Genomic DNA, 20,335 nt, shown 5'->3' with positions numbered 1-20,335 from the left:
AAATTGGAAATGATATATCAATAATAGCGATCTTGATCAACTGACTGCGCATGACTATCATGGTCCCATCGTTAGCCATTCCCCCAGGAGCCGCCATGCAAGAGCACACCTTCCCCACGTATTTCCTGTCGCACGGCGGCGGCCCGTGGCCGTTCATGAAAGACCAGTTCGGCGGCCGCTACGACGTGCTGGAAGCATCGTTGCAGGATATTCCGCGCCAGATCGGCGCGCGGCCGACAGCCGTGCTGGTCGTCACGGCACACTGGGAAGGGCCGCAATTTCTCGTCTCGGCCAGCCCGCGCCCGGGCATGATCTACGATTATTCGGGCTTTCCGCCGCATACGTACCAGATCCAGTACCCGGCGCCCGGCGCGCCGGAACTGGCGGCGCAAGTCAAACAGTTGCTCGATGCGGCGGGCCATCCGGCGCGCCTGGACCACGAGCGGGGTTTCGACCACGGCACCTTCAGCGCCCTGTTCCCCATCTACCCGCAGGCCGACATGCCGCTGGTGCAGCTGTCGCTGAAACACGGCTACGACCCGCTCACGCACATCGAGGTGGGCCGCGCGCTGGCCAGCCTGCGCCGGCAAGGCGTGCTGATACTCGGCAGCGGCCTGTCTTACCATAACCTGCGCCAGTTCGGCCAGGCGGGCGCCGTCGCCTCGCACCAGTTCGACGCCTGGCTGCGACAAGCCATGGCCTTGCCGCCAGAACAAAGGCTGGAGCAATTGCTGGCCTGGGACCAGGCGCCGGGCGCGCGCCAGGCCCATCCGCAGGAAGACCATCTGCTGCCGCTGATGGTGGCGCTGGGCGCGGCCGAGCAGGAAGCGGCGCAGGTGGTGTACCACGAGGAGAATTTCTTTGGGGCGCTGGCGGTGACCAGTTTCAAATTCGGATAATCGGATAGCGCATGAAAAAAGCGCCGCGACATTGCTGTCGCGGCGCTTTTTTCATGGTGAAGCGGTTACTTACGTGCCGCGCTTGCCGCGCGCCGCATTCTTCGCCTTCTCGGCGGCGATCTCCGCTGCCTTGGCCGCTTTTTCCGCCATCTCGGCCGCGTGCTGGGCCAGCAGGGCCGCGCGCGTGTCCGGCGTTTCCAGCGAAATGCGTCCGAGGATGCCGCTGCGGTAGTCGAGCAGCAGGGTGTGCGACGCTTTCTCGAAATCGTAATCGCCGCCCTTGATGCGGAAACCGCGCTTGGCGGCGATGCCTTCGACCACGCCGATGGCGTCGACTTCATCGACCTTGGTGCCATAGCGGGTTGCCAGCAAGTCCGGGTAGCGCTTGAGCAATTCCTCGGCCAGGAATACGGCCACTTCCTCTTCGATCAGCGCGTTCGAGCCGATCGCGTGGCTGGCCGCCAGCATCAGGCCGTCGCTGGGGATGGCGATCTTCGGCCACAGCATGCCGGGCGTGTCGACCAAAATCGTGTTCTTGTCCAGATACAGCTTTTGCTGCATTTTGGTGACGGCCGGCTCGTCGCCCACCTTGGCCACGCGCTTTTTCAGCAGCGCGTTCATCAGGGTCGATTTGCCCACGTTGGGGATGCCCATGATCATGATGCGCAGCGGCTTCGTCGGCACGCCGCGGTGCGGCGCCAGCGATTTGGCCAGGTCCGGAATGCGCGCCACGTCGCCCGGCTTCTTGGTCGTCATCGCATATGCGGTCACGCCTTCCTGGGCATTGAAATAGGCCACCCAGGCGGCAGTGGCGGCAGGATCGGCCAGGTCGGTCTTGTTGAGGATTTTCAGGCAAGGACGCTGGCGGAACAGGCGCAGCTCGTCCACCATGGGATTGCAGCTGGCTGCCGGCAGGCGCGCGTCCACCACTTCAATCACCAGATCGGTGTTTTCCATGGTCTCGGCCGCTTTCTTGCGGGCCGCGTTCATGTGTCCTGGGTACCATTGTATCGCCATGCTCTTGCTTTCAAAATCGTTCGGTCAATCCGCTATTTTACGTGGTTGCCGCCCCGACGTCCCATTTTCCGCCGCCAGCGCCAGCCGTGCGACACGAACGAGACAATTGGTGATAATTTGGCAGTTACATGAATGATAAGATTCGCAGTCCGTCCAGCCTGGCCGGTTCCCCATCGCACGCTTAACCTGACACGCATTCCATGCACTTTTCCCGCTTTTGCTGCCTCCTCGCCTCCCTTTACGCCTGCCTGCCGCCTGCCATGGCCCAGGAAAAACCGGCGGCACCAGGCGACGCGGCGAACCAGGAAATGCAGCAGATCGTCGACGTGCAAAGCACGCGCGATCCCGACCTGCGTCCCTACCGCACCATGCTCAAGGGGCTCGACGCGTATGCCGATCACCAGCGCCTGGCACCAGGCGCGCCGCTGCGCTTCATGCTGATTCCCGCCACGCCCCAGGCCAGGCTCGATGGCGTGACCCTGCACCTGTCGGCCGATAACCTGTCGATCCCCGTGCCGCTGGCAGCGGACGGCGGCTTCACCTTGTCGCGCGACAAGACCGCCTACGATGCGAATGCCGACTTGATCAGCAACAAGAAGCGCGACACCTTACGCTGGCGCGCCGACATCCACACGCCGGGCCTGCCACAGAATGTGCGCCGCCTGGGCGACCTGCGCCTGGAATGTGAAATCCGCTGGGCCGTCGAGCAGGATGAATTGTCCTTTGTGCGGCGCAACCTGTTCCGCCTGGCGGGCGGACCGTGCCACTCGTCGCTGATCCACGTGCCGTTTCCCGTGGCCCGCAAGCTGCTTGCCGTGCAGGCGCGCTCGGGCGAGCGCACGCTGGACATCCGCGTCACGGAAGACCGGCAGCGCTATGTGCCGCCGCTGCATGACGGGAACTGGGACGACAATACCCTGCTCACCCTGACCTACGCCGACGACGGAAAAATGGCCGGAGCCGCCCCGGCTGCGCCCTTGCAGGCGGCGCAGCACCAGTAAGGCGCGCCCGGAAAGCCAGGTCAATTATTTCCACATGGATTCTTATATTTACTGAAAGAAACAAAAAAGTATGCTCTAATATCGCCTCTTAAATGAAAAGCAATTATTTCCAGGCTGGCTCCCGCCAGGGAAATATGCGATGGGGATAGTTCGATATGATGATGGAACACACTGGCACGGCGCCCAAGCGCGTGCCGCGCAATGACTGGAAGAAAGAATGCCGGCAATTGCAGGGACAAGTGGCGCAGCTGGAAGAGCGGTTGAAGCGCCAGAGCGCCGACAGCTATGGCTTGCAAGTGCTGTATGACCAGCTGGTCAATGAAATCAAGCACCACCGCGACATGTTGCAGCTCGACAGCTTCGACGCGGATAAATCATCGCTCGTCTACACGCAAGCCTGGCGCTGCTTCATGGCTGGCGACGCGCTCGACTACCAGACGCACCGCCACACGAATTCCCGCAGCCGGCCCACCTTGCTGTAGTAACCCTGCCCCCTTACAGCTCCGCCAGCGCCTTCACGTGCGCGGCCACGCTGCGGCCCAGGGACGACAGGTTGTAGCCCCCTTCCAGGCAGCTGACGATGCGGCCCTTGCCATACTGCCTGGCCACGGCCATCATTTGCTGCGTCATCCACGTGTAGTCGGCCTCCACCAGGCCCATGCCGCCCACGTCGTCTTCGCGGTGGGCATCGAAACCGGCGGAAATGAAAATCATCTGCGGCTGCTGCCGGTGCAGCGCGGGCAGCCAATGGTCGAGCACCAACTGGCGCACGGCATCGCCTTTCGAGCGGGCCGGCACGGGCACGTTGACGCGCGTGTCCGTATACGATTCCACGTCGCTGTACGGATAGAACGGGTGCTGGAAAAAGCTGACCATCAGGATGCGTGGGTCGTGTGCCACGGACTCGGCCGTGCCATTGCCGTGGTGCACATCGAAGTCGACGATGGCGACCCGTTCCAGCCCGCGCACATCGAGCGCGTGCTTGGCGGCGATGGCGATATTATTGAACAGGCAAAAACCCATGGGTTCGCTGGGCCGCGCATGGTGGCCAGGCGGGCGGATCGCGCAAAAGGCGTTGCTGATCTCGCCGTCGATGACGGCATCGGTGGCTGCTACGGCCGAGCCTGCCGCCGCCAGCGCCGCGTCGTAGCTGTGCGCGTTGAGCAGGGTGTCGCCATCGAGCGGGTAATAGTCGCCCGCCGGCGGCACGTTGTCGCGCACAAGGCCGATGGCTGTGGCGCTGTGGTTGCGCTCGATATCGGACAATTGCGCGCGCACGCCGTCGCGGTGCTCGACCAGGTCGCTGATATGCGCCAGAATCAATTGATCGTTGATGGCCTGCAAGCGGGCCGGCGATTCGGGATGCCAGTCGCCCATTTCATGGCGCTGGCAATCGGGATGGGTATAAATGGCTGTGCTCATGCGCTGTACTGGTTACCTCTGTCTCTGTCCATTCTCTGTGCATACTGGAACACTGCATGGCATTCCTGTTCGCCCTGCGCGTTCTCGCATAAAATCACTGGCTGGTCTGTGCCGCCGCTGCACTAATCTACCACGTGCGCGGCACGGGCGGGCGGCACGGCTTGACCTGGCCAAAGCGATTGTAAATTAAATAATCCGTCTTACTGTGATAGAAATAGCATGTTTTCGAAAATACACCAGGCCGCACGGCAGATCGGCGAAGTTCTCGTCGGCAAACACTTGCAGATCCGCCAGACCCTCGCCTGCGTGCTGGCAGGCGGCCACCTGCTGATCGAAGACGTGCCCGGCGTGGGCAAGACGACCCTGGCCCACGCGCTGGCCATCTCGCTGGGCCTGCAATGGAAGCGCCAGCAATTTACCAGCGACCTGTTGCCTGCCGACGTGGCCGGCATGAGCGTGTATGACCGGGGCAGTGGCAGTTTCATCTTCCACCCTGGTCCCCTGTTTACCCAGGTGCTGCTGGCCGACGAGATCAACCGCGCCACGCCGAAGACGCAATCGGGCTTGCTCGAAGCGATGGAAGAGCGGCAAGTGAGTCTCGATGGCGTCACGCGCGCCCTGCCGCAGCCGTTTTTCGTCATCGCCACGCAGAACTGCGCGCACCAGCTGGGCACCTTCCCCCTGCCCGAGTCGCAGCTCGACCGTTTTCTCATGTGCGTCACCCTGGGCTACCCCGATGCGGCCGCCGAACGGGAACTGCTGCTGGGCGCCGACCGCCGCGCCATGCTGCAAACCTTGCCGGCCGTGATGAACGCGGAAGAATTGCTGCAGGCGCAAGCGGACCTGCGCGGCATCCACGCCTCGCCTGCCGTCGTCGACTACGTGCTGACCCTCGTGCATGCCACCCGTGCGCCGGGCGTGTTTGCCGATGGCCTGAGCCCGCGCGCCGCGCTGGCCTTGCTGCAGGCAGCACGCGCCTGGGCCGCCTTGGCCGGACGCGACCACGTCACGCCCGACGATGTGCAAGCCGTACTCATTCCCGTCTGCGCCCACCGCCTGCATGCCGCGCAAGGGTCCACGGACAGCCGCAGCCTGCTGCAGCAATTGCTGCTGGCGACACCCGTCTGACAGCCGTGCGCTTGCGCGATATCCGATGGCTGCCGGCGCGCCCCTGGCTGGGCGCGCAGCGCGTGCACATCCGCCCCTCGCGCGCGGGCCTGGCCTTTGCCGCGCTGCTGCTGGCGCTGTGGATCGCCGCCGTCAATTACCATCTGGGCCTGGGCTACGCGCTGACGTATTTCGCGGCCGCCTGCGCCATCGCCGACATGCTGTTTGCCAGCCGCAACCTGGCGGGCCTGGCGCTGGCCGCCACGCCGGGCGAGCCCGTGTTCGCGGGCAGCCAGGCCACGTTCACCTTGCGCCTGATCAACCGCAGCACGCGCACGCGCCATGCGATCCGGCTGGCCGTGATCAATTCCACTGCAGCACCCGGCCAGGCAGATATCGCCGCCTACGGGGAAACGTCCGTCAGCATCGTCGTGGCGGCGCGGCAACGCGGCTGGCTCGATGCGCCCTCCATGCGCCTGTCCGGCAGTTTCCCGCTGGGCCTGTTTATTGCCTGGTGCCATTGGCAACCCGAAGCGCGCTTGCTCGTATATCCGCAGCCCGAGCAGAACGCGCCGCCGCTGCCCTTGCCGGCCGGCACGGTGCAACAGGCGCAGCAAACACAACAATCACGCTCCTCCGGCGGTGCCCTGGAACTGGCCGGCGTGCACGCCTACCAGCCAGGCGATCCCTTGCACCGCCTGGCCTGGCGCCAGATCGCCCGGCATGATGGCGAGCATTTATTCAGCAAGCAATTCCAGCCTGCCGCCGACGCACAGACGGGCGCAACCCGTGGCAGCATCGTGTTCGATCATGCCGCCCTGCACGCGCTGGCGCCGGAAGCGCGCCTGTCGCGCCTGGCCGCCTGGGTGCTGCAGGCGGAACGCACGGGCTTGCCGTATGGTTTGCGCCTGGGCACGCTGACTCTGGCGCCTGCCTTGGGCGCCAGCCAGCGCGACGCCTGCCTGCGCGCGCTGGCCCTGCATGATGTGCCGCACGATTTGCCACAGGATGAGGCCATGGCATGAGGCAATGGCTGGCCAACTTGCCGCGTGACAAGGCCGACATCCTGCTGCTGTTGCTGGCCGCCGCCATGGTGCTGGCGCCGCACGCGCTGCACCTGCCCCCGTGGCTGTCGGCCGCCGCTGCCGCGCCGCTGCTGTGGCGCGCCGTTATCACCGTGCGGGGCCGGCGCCAGCCTCAGCTAGCCGTGCTCGCGCCGCTGGCTTTGCTCGGCATCGCCGCCGTCTACGCCAGCTATGGCACGCTGCTGGGACGCGATGCGGGCGTGGCCATGCTGGTCCTGCTGCTAGCCTTGAAATCGCTGGAAATGCATGGCCGGCGCGACATCTTCGTCTTCGTCTTCCTCGGTTTTTTCCTCCTGCTGGCAAACTTCTTTCATGCGCAAGGCATCCTCAGCGCCGCCTGGATGCTGGCCACCGTCATCGTCTTGCTGGCCTGCCTGTTGTCGGCCCAGTACGGCGCCATGCAGCCGCGCCTGGCGCAAAGGCTGGGCTTGCTGGGACGCATGCTGGCGCTGGCCATTCCCCTGTCGGCCGTGATGTTTCTTGCCGTGCCACGCATCGACGGCCCCCTGTGGGGCACGGCACAAGAAGGCGCGCAGGCGCGCACGGGCTTGTCCGACAGCATGCAGCCGGGCGCCATCGCCTCGCTGGCCCTGTCAAGCGAACCCGTCTTTACTGCCGATTTCAGCACAGCTATCCCGCCGCAAGACCAGTTGTATTGGCGCGGCGTGGTGCTGGGCGACTACGATGGCGCCACCTGGACGCGCAGGGGCGCCGGCCGGCGCACGCCTGCCGGCGACAGCCGGATAGACATCGCGCTGGAAGGCCAGCCCAGCCAGTACGAAGTGACGTTGCAAGCGAGCGGCCAGCGGCGCATCTTCGCGCTCGACGTGCCGCGCAGCATTGAACGCTTGCCCGGCAATCCGTATGTCGTGTCGTCCGCGCTGGAAGTGCTGACCGTACAACCCATTACTTTGACCGTGCGTTACCGCGCCAGTTCCCAGCCCAGCTACCGGCTGCAGGCAGGCTTGTCGGTCGCGCAGCAACAGCCATGGCTGGCCTTGCCTGCTGGCAGCAATCCGCGCAGCGTGGCCTGGGCCCGCGCATTGCGCGGCCATGGCGCGCAGGCGCTGGCGCCCGCCGACGCCATCGCCGCCGTGTTGCAGCACTTCCGCCGTGCGCCCTTCCGCTACACCTTGCAGCCACCGCTGCTGGGCAAGCATGGCGTCGATGACTTCCTGTTCACCACGCAGGCGGGCTTTTGCGAACATTACGCCGGCAGCTTTGTCGTGCTGATGCGTGCCATGGGCATACCCGCGCGCGTCGTCACGGGTTACCAGGGCGGCCTGCGCAACGGGGCAGGCAACAGCTTGAGCGTGCGCCAGTCAGACGCCCATGCCTGGAGCGAAGTGTGGCTGGCGGGCCGGGGCTGGGTGCGCATCGATCCCACCAGCGCCGTCGCGCCCCTGCGCACGGAGCGCAACCTTGATGCCGCCCTGCCGCCGGCCCCGTCGCCGCTGACGGCATGGCGTTCCCTGGCCGGCCTCGATGGCGGAGCGCACGGGGCGGTTGCCGCGTGGCGCCAGCAATGGCAGCAAGCCGAGCACGCCTGGAGCAGCTGGGTGCTCGACACCTCGCCGCAACGCCAGCGCGCCATCCTCGATGGCTTGAAAAACGTGCCGGCGAAAAAGCTGGCACTCGCTTGTGCCGTATTGGCCCTGCTGTGCGCCCTGGCGGGCGTACTGGTCTGGTGGCGGCAGGCCCGGCAAGGCGATCCGCTCGACATCCTGTACGCGCAATTTTGCCGCCAGCAGGCACGGCGCGGCTACAGCCGTGCGCCGCATGAAGGCCCGCACGGTTATGCTGCCCGGCTGGCCGCGGGCAAGGCCACACAAGAGGCGCACGCCGCCATCACACAGTTTCTGGCAATCTATGCCGCGATGAAGTATGGTAATGCCAACCCAGACGAACAACTCCGCGCGCGGCGCAGCTTGCGCCGCCTGTTAACCCAATGCCGATGAGACGCTCCTTGTTACCGATCAAATACTCCGCCCTGTCCCTGCTCCTCTCCCTTCCCCTGTGCCTGTCCACCGCGCATGCTGGCGAAAACAGCAACATTTCCGCTGCCGACCGCGCCCGTGCCGTGCGCGCAGCCAAGGCCCAGCCCGTCAAGAAAGCGGCTGGCAAGCCGGCGGCGAAGAAAGCACCGGCGAAATTCGACTTCGAAGGCGAATTTGTCGACTATGCCAATTGGAAAGAAGTACGCGCCTTCCTCGACGACATGTCCGCCAAGCACGGCTTTGACCGCGCCGAACTCGATACCCTGATCGGCAAGGTGCGCTATGTCGAGTCGACCGTGCAACTGATGAAGCCAGCCCCGCCGGGCAAGCCAAAGAACTGGCAAGCGTACAGCGCCCGCTTCATCGAGCCGGTGCGCATCAATGCGGGCGTGAAATTCTGGGAAGAGAACGCGGAAGCGCTGGCGCGCGCCGAACGCGAATATGGCGTGCCGGCCGAGATCATCGTCGGCATCATCGGCGTGGAAACCGTGTACGGACGCAATACGGGCCGCTTCCGCGTGCTCGACGCGCTGACCACCCTGGCGTTTTCCTATCCGGAAAGCCCGACACGGGCCGCGCGCATGGAGTTTTTCAAGGGAGAACTGGAAAACGCGCTGCTGTACGCGCGCAAGGATGGCATCGATCCCTTGACCCTGCTCGGTTCGTATGCGGGCGCCATCGGCCTGCCCCAGTTCATGCCTAGCAGCATCATGAAATATGCGGTGGACTTCGATGGCGATAGTCACATCGACCTGCGCAATTCAACGGCCGACGCCATCGGCAGCGTCGCGCATTTCCTCGTCGAACACGGCTGGCGGCGCGACGATCCGGCCATCAGCACGTATCCCGTCACCGTTTCGGCCAGCCGCGCGTGGGAAAAGTTCATCGGCCAGGGCTTGCAGGCGAAGTACCGGCTGGCGGAATTGCAGGAAGCTGGCGTGAGTGCCGCCCCTTCCACGCCTCAGAACATGTTGTTTGGCTTGATCGACTTGCAAAATGGTTCAGAAGCAACTGAGTATCACTTGGCAACCAATAACTTCTTTGCTATAACTCAGTACAACAGAAGTTATTTTTATGCCATGTCAGTGATTGACTTAGGCAAGGCCATCAGTCAAGTGCGCGCACGCTAACCGAAAGTCAGTGTAAAGTTATAATATTACTTGTAAGAAAGCGTAAGCGATATTGAAGCGACCAGAAAACAGGTCTATGGTAAGGGCCGATAACATGTGCCAGCCTTGCTCGCCAGCCTTTGTGCGGCACGGAATACGGAAATGGTTTTATACTTAACTTTTGTCAAAGTACAATTTTTGTTCTATCATAGAGCATAATAAAGAATAAATAGGTGTTGCAGCTAGACAACACCGATTCTGTACCAGGCAAGATTATCGGGCTTTCCCGCCTGAAATTGAATCCTGTTGTACAATTGTGTATATATCATGAAAAACTGTATCCCGGATCGTACCGTGTGTGAATTCGTTCCTTTTAGTAAAGAATGAACATGAACGCAGCAAGAGCGAGCTCCGAGTGTTTTTTACTTTGCAGTGCAACTACAGAAGGAACAATAACATCATGACAAACCAAGTCGGCATTGATATGAACAGCGATTCGGACTCCGACGATCTGCTTCAATACAACCCAAACAGATTGCTCGATACCCTGATCGAAAACCTGCGCCTGAAAAACGATGCAGCCCTGTCCCGCGCGCTGGAAGTAGCGCCACCAGTCATCAGCAAAATCCGCCACCACCGCCTGCCGGTCGGCGCATCGCTGCTGATCCGCATGCACGAAGTCAGCGACCTGAGCATCCGCGACCTGCGTTACCTGATGGGTGACCGCCGCAACAAATTCCGCATCAGCGACAAGCAATTCAAGCCAAAAGAAGGCGAAACGCCACAAGGCTGATCCTGCCAGTTTCGCAGGTTTTCCCTCCCCGCCATGGGGAGGGGGTATTTCCAGCAGTTCTCAGGCCGTTCTGGCCGATATCAATTCAATTACACCATTACGCAGGGAAAACACCTGTGGACAGATAGCGGTCGCCACGGTCGCAGACGACAAACACGATCGTCGCGTTTTCCACCGTTTGCGAGATGCGCAGCGCAATTTCGCAGGCGCCGGCTGCCGAGATGCCGCAGAACAAGCCCTCTTCCGCGGCCAGGCTGCGCGCCATGCGCTCGGCCACGCCCTGGCTCACGTATTCCACCTGGTCGACGCGCGACTTGTCGTAGATTTTCGGCAAGTATGCTTCCGGCCACTTGCGGATGCCGGGGATCTGCGAACCTTCCTCGGGCTGGGCGCCGATGATCTGGATGGCGGGATTCTGCTCTTTCAAATAGCGCGACACGCCCATGATGGTGCCCGTCGTGCCCATGGCGCTGACGAAATGCGTGATCCGGCCTTCCGTGTCGCGCCAGATTTCCGGTCCCGTGCTTTCATAGTGGGCGCGCGAATTGTCTTCGTTGGCGAACTGGTCGAGGATCACGCCGCGGCCATCCTTCTGCATCTGCTCGGCCAGGTCGCGCGCATATTCCATGCCGCCCGTCCTCGGCGTCAATAAAATGTCGGCGCCGTAGGCAGCCATGCTCTGGCGGCGCTCCACGCTGAGGTTATCCGGCATCAAGAGCAGCATCTTGTAGCCGCGCAAGGCGGCGGCCATGGCCAGTGCGATGCCCGTATTGCCGCTGGTCGCCTCGATCAGGGTATCGCCCGGCTTGATGACGCCGCGCTCTTCGGCGCGCTTGAGCATGGACATGGCAGCGCGGTCCTTTACGGAGCCGGCAGGATTATTACCCTCCAGCTTGCCAAGGATGACGTTGTTGCGCGCAAGCGCATCGGCACCCGGCAAGCGCGTCAGCTGCACCAGCGGGGTATTGCCTATCGTATCTTCAAGTGTCTTGTATGCCATCGTGTCTGTTTGAGTGGATTCAACAAAGACCCATTCTAATATGAGATGCTGGACGGTGTATCGCTCATCGGCGCCGGCATCCGGGCCCGCGGGCGCGTCCGGCTGCGCCGCCACATGCCGCATGACGCCTGCCGCGCCGCCATTTCCGGGCGTGCGCCAGGGATATTGCGGCAGGCGCGCGCCGCATGCGCTAGACTCGTCACTGTTAGTTATTTTTGTTATTTGCTTATTCAGTCTTCGAACGGACTCCCCATGGCCAGCAGCACACCTGAATTCATTCCCGAAACGACGCAGGACGATCCCGTCCAGTTCGCCACGCTCGACTTGCAGGGCCGCAGCCACCAGATCTCGCCCGTCTTCAATGCGCCCGAACTGCAGCGCTTGCAGCGCTATGGCACGCGGCAACACTTTGCCGATGGCGATACGCTGTTCGAGGCGGGCAGCAGCAGTTTCGGCATGCTGGTGATACTGTCGGGGCGGGTCAGCATCAAGCGCCACGAGGTGCTGGGGCAGGCGTCGCAGCTGCGCGAAGTGGGTGTCGGCCACTTCATTGCCGAGGTGGCGCAATTGTCCGGCCGCCCTACCCTCGTCAACGGCAGCGCCGTGGGCGCGGTGGAATTGCTCGACATCAGTTCGGAATCCTTGCGCGCACTGATCGTGGCCGAGGCGGAGATGGGCGAACGCATCGTGCGCGCCCTGATCCTGCGCCGCGTGGCGCTGATCGAGTCCAATTCGGGCGGCCCCGTGCTGGTGGGACCGCGCGGCAATGGCAATCTGTTCCATCTGCAAAGCTTTTTATCGAGCAATGGCCATCCGCACACAGTGCTCGACCCGGCCACTGATGCGGCCGCCGCCGCGCTGGCCGAGCGCTACCAGCCCACGCCGCAGGAATGGCCGCTGGTGGTCTGTCCTGATGGCAAGATCATGAAGAATCCCGGCAATGCGGAACTGGGACGCTGCCTGGGCATGCTGCCCGATTTGTCCGGCGACAAGATTTTTGACGTGCTGGTGGTGGGCGCCGGTCCTGCCGGCCTGGCCACGGCCGTGTATGCGGCATCCGAAGGCTTGAGCGTGCTGGCCCTGGAACAGCGCGCGTATGGCGGCCAGGCGGGCGCCAGCGCGCGCATCGAAAATTACCTGGGCTTTCCCACAGGCATCTCCGGCCGTGCACTGGCAGGACGCGCCTACGTGCAGGCGCAAAAATTCGGCGTCGAGATCGCCACTCCGGCCAGCGCCGCCAACTTGCTCTGCGACACCTGGCCGCTGCGCGTCAATCTGTGCGACGGCACCCAGGTGCGCGCCCGCACGGTGGTGCTGTCCTGCGGCGCGCGCTACCGCCGTCCCTCGCTGGCGAACCTGAAAACGTATGAGGGACGGGGCGTGTATTACTGGGCCTCGCCCATCGAAGCCAAGCTGTGCCGGCAGGAAGAGATCATCCTGGTCGGCGGCGGCAATTCGGCCGGCCAGGCGGCCGTGTTTCTCTCCGGCCACGCCGCCAAGGTCCACATGGTGATCCGCGGCGAAGGGCTGGCGGCCAGCATGTCAAGCTACCTGATCGAGCGCATCGCCGCCACGCCCAACATCACCCTGCATACGCACACGGAAATCATCGCCCTCGAAGGCGACGACGATGGCTTGACGGAGGTGCGCTGGCGCAACAACCGTACGGGCGAGGAAGCCGATTGCGCCGTGCGCCGCGTGTTTCTCTTCGTCGGCGCCGATCCGAACACGGACTGGCTGCACGACTGCGCCGTGGCCGTCGACGAGCAGGGTTTCATCCGCACGGGCTTCGACGTCACGCGCGCCGAATGCCGCGCCCATGGCCACGGCCACGTGGTGTATTCCCCCGACTTGCCGGAGCGGGCCGCGCTGGAAACGAGCGTGCCGGGCGTGTTCGCCATCGGCGACGTGCGGGCCGGCTCGACCAAGCGCGTGGCCGCCGCCGTCGGCGAAGGGGCGGCCGTGGTGTCGCAGATTCACGGCTTCCTGGCGCGGCTGCCGGCGGGCTCGGCCTGAAAATCGTGCATTGTAGAAACTGCTACAATCGGCTGTTGCCATCCAGCTGAAAGAGTCCGCATGCCCCACACCGCCAAGCTTTCCTCGCGCCGTAGCATGCCCGCGGCCCGCTGACGGTGCGCCGCATGCTCGTCAAGTTGCTGCTGCTGGCCACCTTGTTTGCCGTGCTCAGCATCGGCGCCCTGTACAGCTACGGGCGTTTCGCCGAGCGGTCGCTGGGGCCGCCAGGGATGGCCCTGCCCGTGGCGGCAGACGCCACCCTGCTCGACCGCGTGCTGGCGCCGCAACTGGAGCAACGCCCGGGCCACAGTGGCACGGCCCTGATCGACGACAATCTGGAAGCGTTCGCCCTGCGCGCCCTGAGCGCGCGCGAAGCGGGACGCAGCCTCGACCTGCAGTACTACATCTGGCATAACGACGTCACGGGACGGTTGCTGGTGCGCGAACTGCTACGCGCGGCCGACCGCGGCGTGCGCGTGCGGGTGTTGCTCGACGATATCAACGCGCGGGGCCAGGACGCCGCCATCCTCGCACTCGACAGCCACCCGCTGATCGACGTGCGCATCTTCAATCCGAGCCGCAACCGCGACGGCATCTGGCTGCGCGCCGTGGAAATGGCCTTGCGCGCCGTCAGCCTGAACCGGCGCATGCACAACAAGGCATGGATCGTCGACGGCAGGGTGGCCCTCGTCGGCGGGCGCAATATCGGCGATGAATACTTTGATGCCGCCGAGCAAGTCAATTTCCAGGATGCGGACTTGCTGCTGGTGGGACCCGCCGTGCAGCAGACGAGCGATATCTTCGACCGCTTCTGGAACAGCCGCGCCGTCATCCCCATCGGCGCCTTGCACGCTGGCAAGGACGCGAGCGCGCCGGAACTGCAGGCTGTGCGCGCCCGCCTCGACGCGCTCACGGGCGAACTGGGCGCCTCGCCCTACCTGCGGCAACTGACGGATACGGGCCAGCTGCAAGCCCACCTCGATGGCCGGATACGCCTGCACTGGAGCGGGCAAGTGCAAGTGCTGTCTGACCCGCCGGAAAAAGCCGCGCCCGTGGCCAGTTTGCAACGCAACGAACACTGGCTCATGCACAGTTTGCTGCCCCTGTTGACGGACGCGCGCGAAGAAGCGCTGCTGACCTCGCCTTATTTTGTGCCCGGCACGGCGCTGACGCAGACCTTGGGCGAAAAAGTCGCGGCCGGCGTCAAGGTCCAGGTGCTGACCAACTCGCTGGCCGCCACCGACGTGGCCCTCGTGCATGCGGGTTATGCGCGCTACCGCCAGGAGCTGCTGGGTGGCGGCATCGAGCTGTATGAATTGAAGACCCTGCACCGCAAGCGCATCAGCCTGATGGGTTCGAGCCGCGCCAGCCTGCATACCAAGGCCGTGGTGATCGACGGCCAGCGGGGCTTCGTCGGCTCCTTCAACCTCGATCCCCGCTCGGCCCAGCTCAATACGGAGATGGGCGTGCTGTTCAACGACGCCGCACTGGCGGCCGACATGCGCACACTGTTCCTGCATTCGACGGCTAGCGACACCAGCTATCGTTTGCTCCTCGACAACGGCGCCCTGCGCTGGTCCGACGCCACAGAAGAGCCAGCCAAGGTGTGGACGCACGACCCGGAAGCAGGCATCTGGCGCCGCATGCTGGTGTGCGTGATGCGCTGGCTGCCGATCGAGTCGCAGCTGTAGGCGCGCATGACATGCAAAAACTTTAATCCTGGCAAGATTGCCATATAAAAATATTTGTTGTTTTCGAAACATGTTAGATGCCGTTTTACCAAATGCTGCTATAATCGCTTCAACGAGACACCACCGCTGTCTCCGCAATACCTTTCTCGCCCTTCCGCGATTGAATCCAACGTTGGCCAAAAGCTCGCCGACAGACTGCAACACTACCCTGTCACTTTTGGAGCTTTATCATGCGCAAAACATCTATCTTGCTGGCGCTGGCCGCCGCTTCCCTGTGCGTCACTGCTGCCCAGGCCGCCACAACCAACCTGGTCAAGAATGGCGATTTCGAACTGACCAGCAACGGCACCTCGAAACAGCTGAACGAAGGCACCTACGCCCGCGCGGACCGCACCTACCTGAGCGACTGGTCCAGCAAGGGCTATAACTTCGTCTTGAACGGTAACAACATCGACGACACCAACGCCGCGACGGCGCTGGCCTTGTGGGGCCCGAATTCGTATAGCGGTGCGGGACCGAAAAACGGCCTGGGTGTCAGCCCCACGGGCGGCAATGTGCTGGCTGCCGACTGGGATTATTTCCCTGGTCCCGTCACGCAGCTGGTCAGCGGCCTGGTGGCCGGCCATGCCTACACCCTGAGTTTTTCGTATGGCGCGGGCCAGCAAGTGGGCTTCCGCGGCGATAACCTCGTCAATTACTGGGACGTTGCGCTGGGCAGCAGCAAGCAGCAGACGGCATCGCTGGCCAACGTCAGCCAGGGCTTCACGGGCTGGCACCAGGCCAGCATGACCTTCACGGCCACGAACAGCAGCGAATTGCTGTCGTTCATGGCCAAGGGCAGCCCGACGGGCGCGCCACCGTTCATGCTGCTCGATGGCGTATCGCTGGTGTCGGCCGTGCCGGAACCATCGACCTGGGGCATGCTGATCGGTGGACTGGGCTTGCTGGGCTTCATGGCGCGCCGCCGCAAGGCTGTTGTTGCAGTCTGAGCCGCCAGCGCGCATAACAGAATCCGGACCAGCCCAGCTTTGTCCGGATTTTTTTTGTTCTTATCTGATGGAATGAAATGAGCCTGCTGCATACCTTGCAAACCCACTTGCCCGGCATCGCCATCGATGTGCTGCGCCTGGTCCTGTGGCTGGTGCTCCTGGCTCTGATTTTCGTGCCGCTCGAGCGCTTCTTTGGCGAGCGTCACGCGGGGCGTGCCCGCACGGAACTGTTCAGCGACCTGGGCTTTTATTTCATCAGCAGTCTGCTGCCGGCCGCCTTGCTGGCCGCGCCGCTGGCCCTGCTCGCCGTCGCTGGCCAGCGCTTGCTGCCGGATGCCATCCCCGCCGCCCTGTCCGCCCTGCCCCTGTGGGGCAAGATACTGCTGGGCTTGCTGATCGGCGAAGTCGGCACTTACTGGGGCCATCGGCTCAGCCATGAAATTCCATGGCTGTGGCGCTACCATGCCGTGCACCACAGCACGGAACAGCTGTATTTCCTCGCCAATACGCGCACCCATCCAGTCGACATGGTCGTCACGCGCCTGTTCGGCCTGACACCCCTGTATCTGCTGGGCCTGGCCGGCCCAAGTGCGGCAGGCAGCGCCGCCCCCGTACTGCTGTTGCTGATCGGCACCGTCTGGGGCTTCTTCATCCACGCCAACCTGCGCTGGCGCTTCGGCCCGCTGGAATGGCTGGTGGCCACGCCCGCCTTCCACCACTGGCATCACAGCAAATTCGAGCACATCAACCGCAACTACGCCTCTACCTTACCCGTGCTGGACCGGCTGTTCGGCACATATCACCTGCCGCGCGCCTGGCCGGCCGCCTGCGGCATCGAGGCCGCCATGCCGCAGACGCTGGCGGGGCAACTGGCTGCGCCATTCCGGCGCACTGGCAAGCCGGAAGTCCAGGCTGCGGAATAAAAAAAACCCCGCGCGGCCGGTACCACGCGGGGTTTTCTTCTCGTGCTGCGTGGCACCACCACGCAACACGCTTCACAACGACACGCTTACTTTTTCTCGGCTTCGGCCTTCTTCGCGTCGGCAGCAGCCAGTTTGGCTTCCTTCTTCGCAGCCGCTTCCGCAGCCTTGGCTTCTTTCTTGGCGGCCGTTGCCGCTTTCTTCGCGGCAGCGGCTTCCTTCTTCGTTTCGGCAGCCGTTTTCACGGGGGCGGCATCGGCCGCCGCGGCAGCAGGAGCAACGGCTGCTGCAGGCACTACCTTGGCGGCGGCAGCTTCTTTTTTCGCGGCAGCGGCGGCGGCCTTGGCTTCTTTCTTGGCAGCAGCAGCTTCCTTCCTCGTTTCAGCAGCTGTCTTGGCTGGCGCCGCAGCGGTGTCGGTCGCAGCAGCTGGCTTCGGTGCGGCTTCTTTCGCTGCAACTTCCTTCACAGCAGCGTCCTTTTTTGCCGGGGCAGCTTTCGCCGCCGGAGCGGGCGCCGCTGGCGCGCCGGACTTGGCCTGGCCATTCACCTGCAAGCCCGCTTCCGACAGCTTCACGGAACTTTTCGGGCCGATGCCCTTCACGCGTGTTTCGAAATCAGCCCAATCCTTGAAGGCACCGCCCTTGGCGCGTTCATCGATGATGGCTTTCGACGTGACGGGGCCGATGCCCTTGACGCTGTCGAGTGCCGCCTGATCCGCCTTGTTGACATCGACCTGGGCAAAGGCAAAGCCCATCGTCGCGATCAGGGTGACGATGGCCAGCAGTATTTTTTTGAACATGGGTATCTCTCCGTAATGTGGTTTCAAGATGACTCGAACGCAAAGGAGGAACAGCGCCTTAACGGCTTAACGGCTGTGGCGTGATACGGTTGACAAGACGGGATAGCGAAACGGCGGGGAAACCTGCGCCAGATCAAACAGGCCGGCGCAGGTGATACAGCATATTTACTGCGGGAACAGCTCTTCTCGGGTGACGGTGGCCGTGCCCAGCTTGCCGACGACGATGCCGCCGGCGCGGTTGGCCGTGCGCACGGCGTCGCCCAGGCTCATGCCGGCGCCCAGCATGGCCGCCATGGTGGCGATCACCGTGTCGCCGGCGCCCGAGACATCGAACACTTCGCGCGCATCGGTGGGCATGTGCACCACCTCATCGGCCGTGTACAGGCTCATGCCCTCTTCCGAGCGCGTCAGCAGCAAGGCGTCCAGGCCCAGTTGCGCGCGCATCTGCTGCGCGCGCTCCGTGAGTTGCTCTTCCGTGTTCCAGCTGCCGATCACGCGGCGCAGTTCGGACTTGTTCGGAGTGAGCACTGACGCACCCGAATAGCGGCTGAAATCATCACCTTTCGGGTCGACCATGACGATCTTGCCGGCCTTTCTCGCCGCCTTGATCATCTCGGCCACGTTCACCAGGCTGCCTTTGGCGTAATCGGACAGGACCACCACATCGTAGTGCGGCAAGAGGGCATTAAACTGCGCCAGTTTGTCGCGCAGCACCGTATCGCTGGGCGCATCTTCGAAGTCGATGCGCAGCATCTGCTGCTGCCGGCCGATCACGCGCAGCTTGATGATGGTGGAAATGGCCGCATCGCGCTGCAGATAACTATGGATGCCGCCGCCTTCGAGCAGGCGCTCGACCTGGCTGCCGGCCTCGTCGTCGCCCACCACGCCCAGCAAGCTCGTCTTCGCGCCCAGCGCGGCCGCGTTGCGCGCCACGTTGGCCGCCCCGCCCAGGCGCTCTTCGCGCTTCTCGATGCGCACGATGGGCACGGGCGCTTCAGGCGAGATGCGGCTGACATCGCCGAACCAGTAGCGGTCCAGCATCACATCGCCCACCACCAGCAGGCGTACCTGGGCCAATGCGGCCGGCGCCGTCAAGGCGACCACCTCTTGGGCGCTCATGCGCGCGTCAGGATCGAGCGACCGATCCCGTGGTATTCGATGCCATTCTCGGCCATGACGGCCGGCTCGAACAGGTTACGCCCGTCAAAGATCACGGCCTGCTTCAGGCGCGCCTTGATCTGCTCGAAATCGGGGCTGCGGAAAGCTTTCCATTCGGTCACGATGACCAGCGCATCGGCGTCCTGCAGCGCATCCTTCGGACTGTCGGCAAAGCGCACCTTGGCCAGTTGCTCCGGCGTCAAGTCCAGTTGCAGCACGCGGCGCGCCTCGGCCATGGCGACGGGGTCATACACGGCCACGGTGGCGCCGCGTCCCAGCAGGTCCGCCAGCAGGACACGGGCCGACGCTTCGCGCATGTCGTCCGTATTCGGCTTGAAGGCCAGGCCCCACACGGCGAAATGCCGGCCCGTCAGGTCGGCGCCGAAGCGAGTGACCACTTTGCGGCCCAGCACCTGCTTCTGCTGGTCGTTGACGGCTTCGACGGCGCGCAGGATCAGCAGTTCCTGTCCATGGCCGCGCGCCGTGCGCTCGAGCGCCTGCACGTCTTTCGGGAAGCAGGAACCGCCATAGCCGCAGCCGGCGTACAGGAAGCTGTGGCCGATGCGCGGGTCGGAACCGATGCCGTGGCGCACGGCCTCGATGTCGACGCCCACCTTGTCGGCCAGGTTCGCCAATTCATTCATGAACGAGATGCGCGTGGCCAGCATGGCATTGGCCGCATACTTCGTGAATTCAGCCGAGCGCACATCCATCCAGTAGGTGCGCTCGTGGTTGCGGTTGAACGGCGCATACAGGCTTTTCAGCAATTCGCGCGCGCGCTCGCCGTCCGGCGTCGCATCGACACCGATGACGATGCGGTCGGGGCGCATGAAATCTTCGACGGCAGCGCCTTCCTTGAGGAATTCCGGGTTCGACGCCACCGAGAACGTGGCGGCCACGCCGCGTGCGTCGAGTTCGCCCTGAATGGCGGCGCGCACTTTTTCAGCTGTGCCCACGGGCACGGTCGACTTGTCGACGATGACCTTGAAGTCCGTCATGTACTTGCCGATGCCGCGCGCGGCCGCCAGCACGTATTGCAGGTCGGCCGAGCCGTCTTCATCGGGCGGCGTGCCGACGGCAATGAATTGCATCACGCCGTGCGCGGCAGCAGCCTCGACGTCGGTGGAAAAGGTCATGCGGCCGGCGGCGCGATTACGCGCCACGACTTCTTCAAGGCCAGGTTCATGGATGGGGATGCCGCCGCTGTTGAGCAAGGCGACCTTCTGTGCGTCCAGGTCGAGGCAAAAGACGTCGTTGCCCAGCTCCGCCAGGCAGGCGCCGGTCACGAGGCCAACATAGCCGGTGCCGATAATGGTGATTTTCATGGATGT

18 protein-coding genes are annotated in these 20,335 nt (G+C 63.7%); 12 read left to right on the top strand and 6 right to left on the bottom strand.

The genetic code is table 11. The features are described from left to right. Positions 1-95: 95 nt before the first annotated feature. Positions 96-899, top strand: coding sequence for a DODA-type extradiol aromatic ring-opening family dioxygenase (locus tag IGS58_RS19605; RefSeq protein WP_230522445.1), 804 nt, complete (start codon positions 96-98; stop codon positions 897-899). 69 nt (positions 900-968) lie between these two features. Here the strand turns inward: IGS58_RS19605 and ylqF are convergent, their stop codons facing one another. Further along, positions 969-1,889 carry a ribosome biogenesis GTPase YlqF gene (gene ylqF / locus IGS58_RS19600; RefSeq protein ID WP_035825692.1) on the bottom strand — a complete coding sequence of 307 codons (921 nt, stop codon included), beginning with the start codon at positions 1,887-1,889 and terminating at the stop codon, positions 969-971. A 287-nt stretch (positions 1,890-2,176) separates the two neighbouring features. Here ylqF and IGS58_RS19595 point away from each other — a divergent pair, with 287 nt between their 5' ends. Together IGS58_RS19595 and IGS58_RS19590 are read left to right on the top strand one after the other, a co-directional pair. Continuing rightward, on the top strand, positions 2,177-2,917 hold the full coding sequence (locus IGS58_RS19595) for a hypothetical protein (RefSeq protein ID WP_230522444.1): 741 nt from the start codon (positions 2,177-2,179) through the stop codon (positions 2,915-2,917). A 155-nt stretch (positions 2,918-3,072) separates the two neighbouring features. After that, a complete protein-coding gene (locus IGS58_RS19590) occupies positions 3,073-3,399 on the top strand; it encodes a BREX-1 system adenine-specific DNA-methyltransferase PglX (protein ID WP_230522443.1) in 327 nt (108 codons plus the stop codon). A gap of 13 nt (positions 3,400-3,412) precedes the next feature. Here IGS58_RS19590 and IGS58_RS19585 read toward each other — a convergent pair whose 3' ends face one another. Beyond that, the gene (locus tag IGS58_RS19585; RefSeq protein WP_034782036.1) at positions 3,413-4,339 is read right to left on the bottom strand and encodes a histone deacetylase family protein; all 927 of its coding nucleotides are present in this window, start codon (positions 4,337-4,339) and stop codon (positions 3,413-3,415) included. A gap of 219 nt (positions 4,340-4,558) precedes the next feature. Between IGS58_RS19585 and IGS58_RS19580 the strand changes: the two genes are divergently transcribed. The 5 genes from IGS58_RS19580 to IGS58_RS19560 all read left to right on the top strand — a co-directional run bounded on the left by IGS58_RS19580 (position 4,559) and on the right by IGS58_RS19560 (position 10,430). After that, positions 4,559-5,467, top strand: a complete 909-nt coding sequence (locus IGS58_RS19580) for an AAA family ATPase (RefSeq protein ID WP_230522442.1) — start codon at positions 4,559-4,561, stop codon at positions 5,465-5,467. Between the two features lie 5 nt (positions 5,468-5,472). Beyond that, the gene (locus tag IGS58_RS19575) at positions 5,473-6,471 is read left to right on the top strand and encodes a DUF58 domain-containing protein (protein ID WP_442908374.1); all 999 of its coding nucleotides are present in this window, start codon (positions 5,473-5,475) and stop codon (positions 6,469-6,471) included. Continuing rightward, positions 6,468-8,489, top strand: a complete 2,022-nt coding sequence (locus IGS58_RS19570) for a transglutaminase TgpA family protein (protein ID WP_230522440.1) — start codon at positions 6,468-6,470, stop codon at positions 8,487-8,489. The genes IGS58_RS19575 and IGS58_RS19570 overlap by 4 nt, the downstream gene beginning before the upstream one ends. An 8-nt stretch (positions 8,490-8,497) precedes the next feature. Beyond that, a complete protein-coding gene (mltB, locus tag IGS58_RS19565) occupies positions 8,498-9,658 on the top strand; it encodes a lytic murein transglycosylase B (protein ID WP_230522439.1) in 1,161 nt (386 codons plus the stop codon). A gap of 439 nt (positions 9,659-10,097) precedes the next feature. Further along, positions 10,098-10,430, top strand: coding sequence for a hypothetical protein (locus tag IGS58_RS19560; protein ID WP_034751784.1), 333 nt, complete (start codon positions 10,098-10,100; stop codon positions 10,428-10,430). A gap of 97 nt (positions 10,431-10,527) precedes the next feature. Here IGS58_RS19560 and cysM read toward each other — a convergent pair whose 3' ends face one another. Next, positions 10,528-11,430: a cysteine synthase CysM gene (cysM, locus tag IGS58_RS19555; RefSeq protein WP_034782030.1), complete on the bottom strand. Its 903-nt coding sequence runs from the start codon at positions 11,428-11,430 to the stop codon at positions 10,528-10,530. 252 nt (positions 11,431-11,682) lie between these two features. On the opposite strand from cysM, the gene IGS58_RS19550 reads away from it, so the two are divergent. The 4 genes from IGS58_RS19550 to IGS58_RS19535 all read left to right on the top strand — a co-directional run bounded on the left by IGS58_RS19550 (position 11,683) and on the right by IGS58_RS19535 (position 17,049). Continuing rightward, positions 11,683-13,446, top strand: coding sequence for an FAD-dependent oxidoreductase (locus IGS58_RS19550; RefSeq protein ID WP_070257579.1), 1,764 nt, complete (start codon positions 11,683-11,685; stop codon positions 13,444-13,446). Between the two features lie 125 nt (positions 13,447-13,571). Next, positions 13,572-15,137, top strand: a complete 1,566-nt coding sequence (locus IGS58_RS19545; RefSeq protein WP_230522438.1) for a phospholipase D family protein — start codon at positions 13,572-13,574, stop codon at positions 15,135-15,137. 230 nt (positions 15,138-15,367) lie between these two features. Further along, positions 15,368-16,126 (top strand): PEPxxWA-CTERM sorting domain-containing protein, encoded by a 759-nt coding sequence (locus IGS58_RS19540; RefSeq protein WP_070282647.1) that lies wholly within the window; start codon positions 15,368-15,370, stop codon positions 16,124-16,126. A gap of 77 nt (positions 16,127-16,203) precedes the next feature. Then, positions 16,204-17,049, top strand: coding sequence for a sterol desaturase family protein (locus IGS58_RS19535; RefSeq protein ID WP_230522437.1), 846 nt, complete (start codon positions 16,204-16,206; stop codon positions 17,047-17,049). Between the two features lie 86 nt (positions 17,050-17,135). On the opposite strand, the gene IGS58_RS19530 is transcribed toward IGS58_RS19535, so the two are convergent. The 3 genes from IGS58_RS19530 to IGS58_RS19520 all read right to left on the bottom strand — a co-directional run bounded on the left by IGS58_RS19530 (position 17,136) and on the right by IGS58_RS19520 (position 20,329). After that, positions 17,136-17,846 carry a ComEA family DNA-binding protein gene (locus IGS58_RS19530; RefSeq protein WP_230522436.1) on the bottom strand — a complete coding sequence of 237 codons (711 nt, stop codon included), beginning with the start codon at positions 17,844-17,846 and terminating at the stop codon, positions 17,136-17,138. A 165-nt stretch (positions 17,847-18,011) separates the two neighbouring features. Then, the gene (gene rfaE1 / locus IGS58_RS19525; RefSeq protein WP_052140095.1) at positions 18,012-18,965 is read right to left on the bottom strand and encodes a D-glycero-beta-D-manno-heptose-7-phosphate kinase; all 954 of its coding nucleotides are present in this window, start codon (positions 18,963-18,965) and stop codon (positions 18,012-18,014) included. Further along, on the bottom strand, positions 18,962-20,329 hold the full coding sequence (locus IGS58_RS19520) for a UDP-glucose dehydrogenase family protein (RefSeq protein ID WP_070257575.1): 1,368 nt from the start codon (positions 20,327-20,329) through the stop codon (positions 18,962-18,964). The genes rfaE1 and IGS58_RS19520 overlap by 4 nt, the downstream gene beginning before the upstream one ends. Between the last annotated feature and the right edge of the window lie 6 nt (positions 20,330-20,335).

The organism is Janthinobacterium sp. EB271-G4-7A (genome assembly GCF_020858075.1).
Classification (GTDB): domain Bacteria; phylum Pseudomonadota; class Gammaproteobacteria; order Burkholderiales; family Burkholderiaceae_D; genus Janthinobacterium; species Janthinobacterium lividum.
Note: the sequence above shows the minus strand (reverse complement) of the source record. Positions and strands in the feature narration are given on the sequence as shown.